The sequence below is a fragment of the Mycobacterium sp. genome (assembly GCF_044342925.1).
Classification (GTDB): domain Bacteria; phylum Actinomycetota; class Actinomycetes; order Mycobacteriales; family Mycobacteriaceae; genus Mycobacterium.
This window is the reverse complement of record NZ_JBIIOV010000143.1, coordinates 1-8488: the sequence shown is the minus strand read 5'-3', so window position 1 is coordinate 8488 and position 8488 is coordinate 1. Positions and strand designations below refer to the sequence as shown.

Here is an 8488-nt window from a genome sequence, read left to right as displayed (position 1 = left end):
GTCATGCAAGCGCTACCTCGGTCGCCTCGCGCCCTCCAACAACGAGCGCGCATCGTCGGCCTGGCGGGTGCGAGGTCGACCCCACCCGCTACCCCAGCGGCTGGTTGGTGCGAATCCCGCGATAGATACCCCGCCCGACGATCCAGGGCATCAGGATGCGGTGCACCGGCCACGCCGGAATCCGGAACGGCCGGCCGCCTGCGGCGAAGACCTCCACGCCGTCGTCCTGGATTCCGATCACTGATCCCCAGCGGCGCCGGGGCGGTCGGTAGTCCCGCAGTGCACGGCCGGACCGCTCGGCCAGGATGTTTCGGGCCAGCAGGCCGTCGGCGCGGTTGCGGGCCGAGGAGCGCAGCGGGTCGGTGGCTGCGACGTCGCCGATGGCGAACACCCCCGGGTAGCCGGGCACCCGCAGGTCCGGGGTGACGGCGACGAACCCGTCGGCGTCGAGCATGTCCGGCGGCAGCCAGCCGGTGTTGGGCCGCACACGCCCGACCGTCCACAGCACGGCATCGGCGTGCGCCGGCGGCTGGCCGGTGCTCCACCTCACCTCCTCGGAAGTGATTTGGTCGCAGTCGAATCCGTCCGGGACCACCGCGCGGTGCCCGGGATGCAGCCGCACGCCGAGCCGGATCAGTCTGCGCTGCAGGTGATCCCACACCCTTGGGTGATGCTCGCGCAGCGCCCGCTGGTGCGGGAAGTACAGGTGCACGTCCTTGTCCGGCCAGCGCGCCGCGACGTTGGCCGCCGCGCTGACCGCCGCCGCACCGCCGCCGATCACCGCCACCGACGCGGCGTCCGCCAGCCGCTGGTGGGCGGCGGCGAGGTCGGCGTGGACGTCCGCGGTGCTCTGCAATCCGGGGCGGCGCCAGAACCCGTTGCTCACCCCGGTCGAAATGACCAGGGCGTCATAGCTTTCGGTGATCTCGGCGCCGTCGGGCAGCCGGGCGTGCACGGTGCGCGCGGCCGCGTCCAGGCCGGTCAGTTCCGCCTGGACCGTCCGCACGCCGTCCAGCGCCCGGTAACGGTCGAAGGGCACCAGGTAGTCGCGGGCCCAGTCCGCCGGCCGGGTGAGCCGGACCCCGAGTTCCTGACCACTCACCAAACCCGGCTTGGCCGAGATGCCGACCACGTCGGCGGACCGGGCCAGCCGGATGGCCGTCAGCACGCCGCTGTCACCCAGGCCGGCGATCACCACCCTCGGACGGCTCACCGCGGCGCCCGCCGGGGTGGCCGCGGCACCAGCTTGGGCACCCGGTCGATGACGTCGGCGTACTGCGGCCGGCGCGCAAGGCTGCGCTCTTCCATCATCGGAATGCTGGCGCCCAGGAACATGGCCACCATCACCGCCACCCCGACGAACAACCACCAGGCCTCGCCGGGCGCGGCGGAAATCCCGAACAGCGCCAGGGAGAACCAGAATCCGATCTCGCCGAGGTAGTTCGGGTGACGCGACCAGCCCCAGAGTCCCTGGTCCATCACCGCCCCGGGCCGGCGGCCGGCGACGAACCGGCGCATCTGGGTGTCGGCGGTCAGTTCCAGGCTGACGGCGCCGACTCCGACGGCGAAAGCCAGCCAGGCCAGCCAGGTCAGCCCGTCGCCGGGATGGGTGGCGGCCACGTACACCGGCAACATCGCGACGAACACCTGGCAGGTGGGGAAGACATGAATCGCGAACAGGTCGGCGAGGGATTCGAAGCGGCCGGCGCGCTGACGCAGCAACGGGTAGCGCCAATCCTCGTGGTGCAGGCCGGGAAAGCCGATGGCCCAGTTGGCCGTCAGGCGCACCGCCCAGTAGCCGACGACGAGCGCCATCAGCCAGCAGCGCAGCGCCCCGGCGCCGGTGACGCCGATGGGTCCCTGCCACCACCAGTACGCCAGCAGCAGCGGCGGGATCACGCTCCAGTAGGCGTCGTAGAAGCTGGAGTTGCGGTAGACGCGGCTGAAGACGAACACCACGCACGTGGCGAGCAGGTCGGCGATCAGGGTGTCCAGCCACAGTGCCCCGGTGCCCGGACCCCAGACCAGCCAGGCCGCGGCGACGGCGATCGCGATGACGTACGCCAGCGTCACCATGGCCAGCGCGCGGCTTCGTGCGCTTCGACCCATTCAGGCCTCCTTGCTCAGCCCGCCGCGCCCCTTGCCGGAATGTTAGACCAGGTCAGTTCCGGGGTACTGCGGCCTGATGACCGCGACGTCGCAACCGGCCGTCATCACAGCGGGCCGCCCGTTCCCGCCCGTCAGAGGGCGCCGGGCGACGCTGCTCTACCGGATGGTGACCACCACCGATCACAAGCTGATCGGGATCATGTACTGCGTCGCCTGCTTCGTGTTCTTCTTCGCGGGCGGTCTGATGGCGCTGTTCATCCGCGCCGAGCTGGCTGTACCAGGTCTGCAGTTCCTGTCCAACGAGCAGTACAACCAGCTGTTCACCATGCACGGCACGGCAATGCTGCTGTTCTACGCCACCCCGATCGTGTTCGGCTTCGCCAATCTGGTTCTGCCGCTGCAGATCGGCGCTCCCGATGTCGCTTTCCCGCGGCTCAACGCGCTGTCGTTCTGGTTGTTCCTCGGTGGCGCACTGATCGCCCTGGCCGGCTTCGTCTCGCCCGGCGGCGCGGCGGATTTCGGGTGGACCGCCTACACGCCGCTGTCGAGCGCGGTGCACTCGCCCGGGCCGGGCGGCGATCTGTGGATACTCGGGCTGGCCGTCGGCGGCCTGGGCACCATCCTCGGCGGCGTCAACATGATCACCACGGTGGTGTGCATGCGCGCCCCCGGCATGACCATGTTCCGGATGCCGATCTTCACCTGGAACATCTTCGTGACGTCGATCATGGTGCTGCTGATCTTCCCGCTGCTGACCGCGGCGCTGTTCGCACTGGCCGCCGACCGGCGCCTCGGCGCGCACGTCTACGACGCCGCCAACGGCGGGCCGATGCTGTTCCAGCACCTGTTCTGGTACTTCGGCCACCCCGAGGTCTACGTCGTCGCGCTGCCGTTCTTCGGCATCATCACCGAGATCATCCCGGTGTTCTCCCGCAAGCCCATCTTCGGTTACGCCACCCTGGTGTACGCGACCGTGGCCATCGCCACGCTGTCGATGGCGGTGTGGGCGCACCACATGTTCGCCACCGGCGCCGTTCTGCTGCCGTTCTTCGCGTTCATGACCTATCTCATCGCGGTGCCCACCGGCATCAAGTTCTTCAACTGGATCGGCACCATGTGGCGCGGCCAGGTGACCTTCGAGACGCCGATGCTGTGGGCGTTCGGCTTCCTGGTGACCTTCCTGCTCGGCGGCCTCACCGGAGTCATGTTGGCCAGCCCACCGATCGACTTCCACGTCACCGATACCTACTTCGTGGTGGCGCACTTCCACTACGTGCTGTTCGGCACCATCGTGTTCGCGACCTACGGCGGCATCTACTTCTGGTTCCCGAAGATGACCGGCAGGATGCTCGACGAGCGATTGGGCAAGCTGCACTTCTGGCTGACCTTCATCGGATTCCACACCACGTTCCTGATCCAGCACGTCCTGGGCAACGAGGGCATGCCGCGCCGCTACGCCGACTACCTGCCCAGCGACGGGTTCCAGGCACTCAACGTGGTGTCCACCATCGGCGCGGCCATCCTCGGGATCTCGGCGCTGCCGTTCGTGTGGAACATCTTCCGCAGTTGGCGATACGGCCGGGTGGTTGTGGTGGATGACCCGTGGGGACATGCGAATTCACTGGAGTGGGCCACCAGCTGTCCGCCCCCGCGGCACAACTTCACCGAACTGCCGCCCATCCGCTCCGAGCGGCCGGCCTTCGAGCTGCACTATCCGCACATGTCGGCGCGGATGCGTGCCGAGGCACACATCGGCCGGCGGGCGACGCTCGGCGAGACACCGGAGTCGCGGCGCAGCTTCGGACCCCGCACCGAAGCCGACCGCTGACGGGTGTCCGGGTCAGGGTTCGACGGAGATCGGCAGCGATGCCGCGGTGCCGGTCTCGGCCGGCGTCTTGACGAAGACGTTCACCTGCGATGTGCCGACGGTGACGTCCGGGTTGGCGTCCAGACGCATCTCCAAGTCATAACTGACGGTCTGGCCCTGTTCGAGAACGAACGGCGGAGCGAGAGTGCGCCCGAGGAAATCCCCGCCGGTCCCCTCGCGGACGTAGGGCGCGTCCGCCCAGACGTTGGTCTGCGGGTCGAGCATGCGCATGGTGCCGGCCGGCATCATCGAGGCCCCGGGATACCCGCAGGAACAGTGCCCCAGGGAAACCACCAGGCCCACGTCGGGGATGTCGGCGGAGGTGGTGTTTGTCAGCGTGACGGTGAACCTCATCGCCTCACCACCCGGGCGCAGCGGTGCGGGGTCCTCGGCGGCGACCGTCGCGTCGATCCCGGCCACCGGTCCCGTCGCGGCGGGGGGCGGCGGGAGAGGCGTCGTCGACGAGGGCACGGCCGTTGACGTCGTGGCGGTGGATACCGGCGGAACCGACGACGGAGCCGACGACGTCTTCGCGGTTGAACCCGACGTTGAAACCGACGTTGACATTGACGTTGACATTGACGTTGACATTGACGTTGACATTGACGTTGACATTGACGTTGACGTTGACACCGAAGGACCCGACGACGTCGTCGCCTGGTCGGAGCAGCCGGCAACCGAAACAGCGCCTGCGGCAACGGATGAGGCAACGAGCAGACGCAACCAGATGTCCATGGCAGTCCTCGGTCCTGAGCGGCGAAACAAGCCCAAAGTATATTCATTTTCGGCCACAGTGGAGGCTCACCGACCTGTGGGTATCGTGAGTGAGCATGAGCAACGCTGTGGACCCCGACCGGGTCGCCGCACTGGCCCATCACGTCGTCGCCGAACACGATCCCAAACAAGTTCCCGTCGAGGAGTTCTTGGGCGCCTGTTACGACGCCGGGTTGTCCTGGGTCCACTTCCCCGAGGGGCTGGGCGGCCTGGGCGCCTCCCGCGGGCTGCAGGCGGTGGCCGACGCCGTCCTGCAGGGCGCCGGCGGTCCGGTTCCACTGGGGCTGAACCCGATGGGCTACGGCATGGCGGCCCCCACCGTCCGCGAGCACGCCCAGAGCGACGAGCTGAAGAAGTTCTTCCTGCGCCCGCTGGCCACCACCGAGGACATCTGGTGCCAGCTGTTCTCCGAGCCGGGCGCCGGCTCGGACTTGGCCGGCCTGGCCACCTCCGCGGTGCGCGACGGGGACGACTGGGCGAGCGAAGCGACGGGAGATCGGCACTGGGTGCTCAACGGCCAGAAGGTGTGGACCAGCCTGGCGCACAAGGCCCGCTGGGGTCTGCTGCTGGCCCGCACCGATCCCGACGCCCCCAAGCACAAGGGGCTGACCTACTTCGTGCTCGACATGCACGCCCCGGGTGTGGAAACCCGGCCGCTGCGGCAGATGACCGGGCAGGCCGAGTTCAACGAGGTCTACATGACCGACGCCCGCATTCCCGATCAGCACCGCCTCGGCGCGGTCGGTGACGGCTGGCGGGTGGCCATGACCACCCTGATGAACGAGCGCAGCGCGCTGGGCGCCAGCGGCAGCCGCCGCGGCGGCGGCGCCATCTCCGACGCCGTGCAGTTGTGGGCGGGGCGTCCGGATCTGCACACCCCGGTGCTGCGCGACCGGCTCACCCAGCTGTGGTTGCGGGCCGAGGCGCAGCGACTGACCTCCGAGCGGTCGCGGGCCGCGGCCACCAGTACCGGCGGGCCCGGCCCGGAGGGCTCGATCGGCAAGATGGTGGGCGCGGAGCTGAACCAGGAGATCTACGGGTTCTGCATGGATCTGCTTGGGCCGGAAGGGATTCTGTACCACAGCTACTCCATGTACGGCCAGAACGCCGGCACCGGCGACTGGCGCGGACCGGTCCAGCAGCGTTACCTGCGCAGCCGGGCCAACACCATCGAGGGCGGCACGTCGGAAGTGATGCGCAACATCCTCGGCGAGCGGGTGCTGGGGCTGCCCGGAGATCTGCGTGCCGATGCCGGTATGCCGTGGAAAGAGGTGCCGCGTGGCTGAGGAGCTTGCGGATCAGCCCATCACGGTGGCTGAGGAGCTTGCGGATCAGCCCATCACGGTGGCTGAGGAGCTTGCGGATCAGCCCATCACGGTGGCTGAGGAGCTTGCGGATCAGCCCATCACGGTGGCTGAGGTCCGCGAGTTCGCCTTCACCCCCGAGCAGCAGCAGTTGCGCACCGCGGTGCGCAAGTTCTGCGCCGAGAACCTCGACCAGGCGGCGGTGCGTCGGCTGATGGAGGCCGACGTCCGGTTCGACCCGGCGGTGTGGCGCCGGCTGGGCACCGAACTCGGCGTGCTCGGCATGTCGGTTCCCGAGGCCGACGGCGGCGTCGGCGGGTCGCTGGTGGACCAAGCCGTCGCGGTGGAGGAGTTCGGCTCGGCGCTGGCCTGCGGGCCGCTGTTCGGGACGGTGTACCTGGCCATCCCGGCGCTGGTGGCCTGCACGGCCGGTCCGGCGCGCGACGAGATCCTCGCCGCCCTGGTCGAGGGTGAGCGCACTGCGGCGTTCGCGGTGGCCGACCACGCCGGCGCCTTCGATGCTTCGCGGGTGACGGTCACCGTCGACGCGGACCGGGTCACCGGCACCGCCGACCGGCTGGTCGATGCCGACGCCGCTGAGGTGATCCTGTTGGCGGCCAAGGGATCTGACGGGATCAGCCTCTACGCCGTGGACGCTGCGCACACTACCCGCACGCCGCTGGTCACCATGGACCTGACCCGCCCACAGGCGACCGTCATCGTCGACGGCGCCCCGGCGCGGCTGCTGGCCGGGCCAGCAGAAGCCGAGCGGGTGATCACCCATGCGCTACAGGTCGGTGCTGCGCTGCTGGCCGTCGAGCAGGTCGGTGCGGCGCAGCACCTGCTGGACCTGTCGGTGGAGTACGCCACGTCGCGGTTGCAGTTCGGCCGTCAGATCGGCTCGTTCCAGGCGATCAAGCACAAGCTGGCCGACATGCTCGTCGACCTCGAACACGCCCGCTCCACCGCCTATCACGCGGTGTGGGCGCTGACCGAGGGTTCCGACGACCCGGCACTGGCGGCCAGCATCGCCCAGGCCACCTGCTCGGCGGCGTTCAGCCGGATCGCCGCGGACACCATCCAGGTGCACGGTGGCATCGGGTTCACCTGGGAACACCAGGCGCACTTGTACTTCAAGCGCGCGGCCACCGACGCCGCGCTGCTGGGCAGCGCCGAGCAGCACCGCGCGCGGGTGGCCGATCTGGTGCTGGACAACGCCGTCGCCCATAGCGGCGCCGTCCCGGTGGCCACCGGGGCGCCGTAACGCGGCGAAACCGATAGCGTTCGACGCAACATCACGGATGGAGGATCCATGGCGGACAAGGTTTCCGATTCGGTCACGATCAACGCCTCACCCGAAGAGGTGATGGCGGTGATCGCCAACCTCGGCGACTACCCCAGCTGGAGCGGTGAATTCATCGGCGTGGAGATCGTCAGCACCCACGATGACGGCGCACCCAAGGACGCGGCCTTCACCATCAGCACCCCGGTGGGCAAGGACACCTACGAGATCGGCTACATCTGGACCGGCACTGAGGAAGTGAGCTGGACGCTGAACTTCGACGAAGCCGGAAAACCCAAGTCCGCCATGATGAAAAAGCTCGACGGGACCTACCGGCTCACCCCCGACGGGTACGCCACCTTGGTCACCTACGAGCTGGAGATCGACCCCAAGATCCCGATGATGGGATTCATCAAGAAGATGGCCGCGTTGAGGATCGTCGACCAGGCTCTCAACGGGCTGAAGAAACGCGTGGAGAAGCGCTGATAGCGGCCACGTTCTCCCGCTAAGCCAGCACCGCGTCGATCGCCCGGTAGATCCGCTGTTCGCTGACCGGACGCGGGGTGCCCAACTGCTGCGCCCACAGGCTTACCCGGAATTCCTGGATCAACCGTGCGATATCGCGGACGTCGTCGGCGGCAGCCCGCGACGGCGACAGCGCGCGCACCAGCGCGTCGTACTCGGCCTGCACCGCCTGCACCCGCGCCATCCGCTCGCGGTCGGCCTGCGGGGATTGCGAGAGCCGTTCCATCCGCCGAACGATCGCGGTGAGATAGCGGGTCAAGTCAGCCAGGTGCGGGGCACCGGTGGCGGTGACGAACCGGGGACCGACCAGAGTTGCCAATTGCGCGCGGATGTCGGCCACCGCCTCGGCCTGCAGTGCCGACGGCCGGGCCGGCAGCGCGACCATCACCGCCTGCAGGGCCGCCAGCGACTTCTCCACCCTGGCGAGGATGTCGGCGGTCGTCGCCGGCAGCGCCTCGCGGACCCGCCGGCAGGCGGCGTCGAAGTCGGCGCGGCTCCACACCGGTGTGGTCACCAGCACGTCGACGGCGGCGTCGGCGCAGTCCTCCAGCAGGGCGGCCAGTGAGCCGTCCGGATTGGCGCCCAGCCCCAGCCGGCGCCGCGGATCCAGGCTCTTCTCAAGGCTTT

The 8488-nt window shown here is 69.0% G+C and carries 8 protein-coding genes; 4 read left to right on the top strand and 4 right to left on the bottom strand.

The window, feature by feature from the left end:
* Positions 1-88: 88 nt before the first annotated feature.
* Positions 89-1213: an FAD-dependent oxidoreductase gene (locus ADBZ6I_RS13815; protein ID WP_526384769.1), complete on the bottom strand. Its 1125-nt coding sequence runs from the start codon at positions 1211-1213 to the stop codon at positions 89-91.
* Complete coding sequence (locus ADBZ6I_RS13810) at positions 1210-2109, bottom strand: DUF1295 domain-containing protein (RefSeq protein WP_526384767.1); 900 nt, start codon at positions 2107-2109, stop codon at positions 1210-1212. Before ADBZ6I_RS13810 ends, ADBZ6I_RS13815 begins: the two co-directional genes overlap by 4 nt.
* A gap of 76 nt (positions 2110-2185) precedes the next feature.
* Between ADBZ6I_RS13810 and ctaD the strand changes: the two genes are divergently transcribed.
* Entirely contained in the window at positions 2186-3937 is a 1752-nt protein-coding gene (gene ctaD, locus ADBZ6I_RS13805) for an aa3-type cytochrome oxidase subunit I (protein WP_526384765.1), read from the top strand.
* 12 nt (positions 3938-3949) lie between these two features.
* Here the strand turns inward: ctaD and ADBZ6I_RS13800 are convergent, their stop codons facing one another.
* Complete coding sequence (locus ADBZ6I_RS13800) at positions 3950-4396, bottom strand: hypothetical protein (RefSeq protein ID WP_526384763.1); 447 nt, start codon at positions 4394-4396, stop codon at positions 3950-3952.
* Between the two features lie 410 nt (positions 4397-4806).
* On the opposite strand from ADBZ6I_RS13800, the gene ADBZ6I_RS13795 reads away from it, so the two are divergent.
* From ADBZ6I_RS13795 to ADBZ6I_RS13785, 3 genes are all read left to right on the top strand, one after another.
* Complete coding sequence (locus ADBZ6I_RS13795; protein WP_526384761.1) at positions 4807-6036, top strand: acyl-CoA dehydrogenase family protein; 1230 nt, start codon at positions 4807-4809, stop codon at positions 6034-6036.
* An 85-nt stretch (positions 6037-6121) separates the two neighbouring features.
* On the top strand, positions 6122-7318 hold the full coding sequence (locus tag ADBZ6I_RS13790; protein ID WP_526384771.1) for an acyl-CoA dehydrogenase family protein: 1197 nt from the start codon (positions 6122-6124) through the stop codon (positions 7316-7318).
* A gap of 48 nt (positions 7319-7366) precedes the next feature.
* Positions 7367-7822, top strand: coding sequence for an SRPBCC family protein (locus tag ADBZ6I_RS13785; protein ID WP_526384759.1), 456 nt, complete (start codon positions 7367-7369; stop codon positions 7820-7822).
* A 19-nt stretch (positions 7823-7841) separates the two neighbouring features.
* Here the strand turns inward: ADBZ6I_RS13785 and ADBZ6I_RS13780 are convergent.
* Positions 7842-8488, bottom strand: a 647-nt coding sequence (locus ADBZ6I_RS13780; protein WP_526384757.1) for a DUF3418 domain-containing protein, incomplete at its 5' end; no start/stop codon positions are given.

Excerpts from the sequence above, each read along its gene's own strand:
- ADBZ6I_RS13810 (WP_526384767.1), bottom strand. The coding sequence starts at position 2,109 with ATGGGTCGAAGCGCACGAAGCCGCGCGCTGGCCATGGTGACGCTGGCG.
- ctaD (WP_526384765.1), top strand. The coding sequence starts at position 2,186 with ATGACCGCGACGTCGCAACCGGCCGTCATCACAGCGGGCCGCCCGTTC.
- ADBZ6I_RS13795 (WP_526384761.1), top strand. The coding sequence starts at position 4,807 with ATGAGCAACGCTGTGGACCCCGACCGGGTCGCCGCACTGGCCCATCAC.
- ADBZ6I_RS13785 (WP_526384759.1), top strand. The coding sequence starts at position 7,367 with ATGGCGGACAAGGTTTCCGATTCGGTCACGATCAACGCCTCACCCGAA.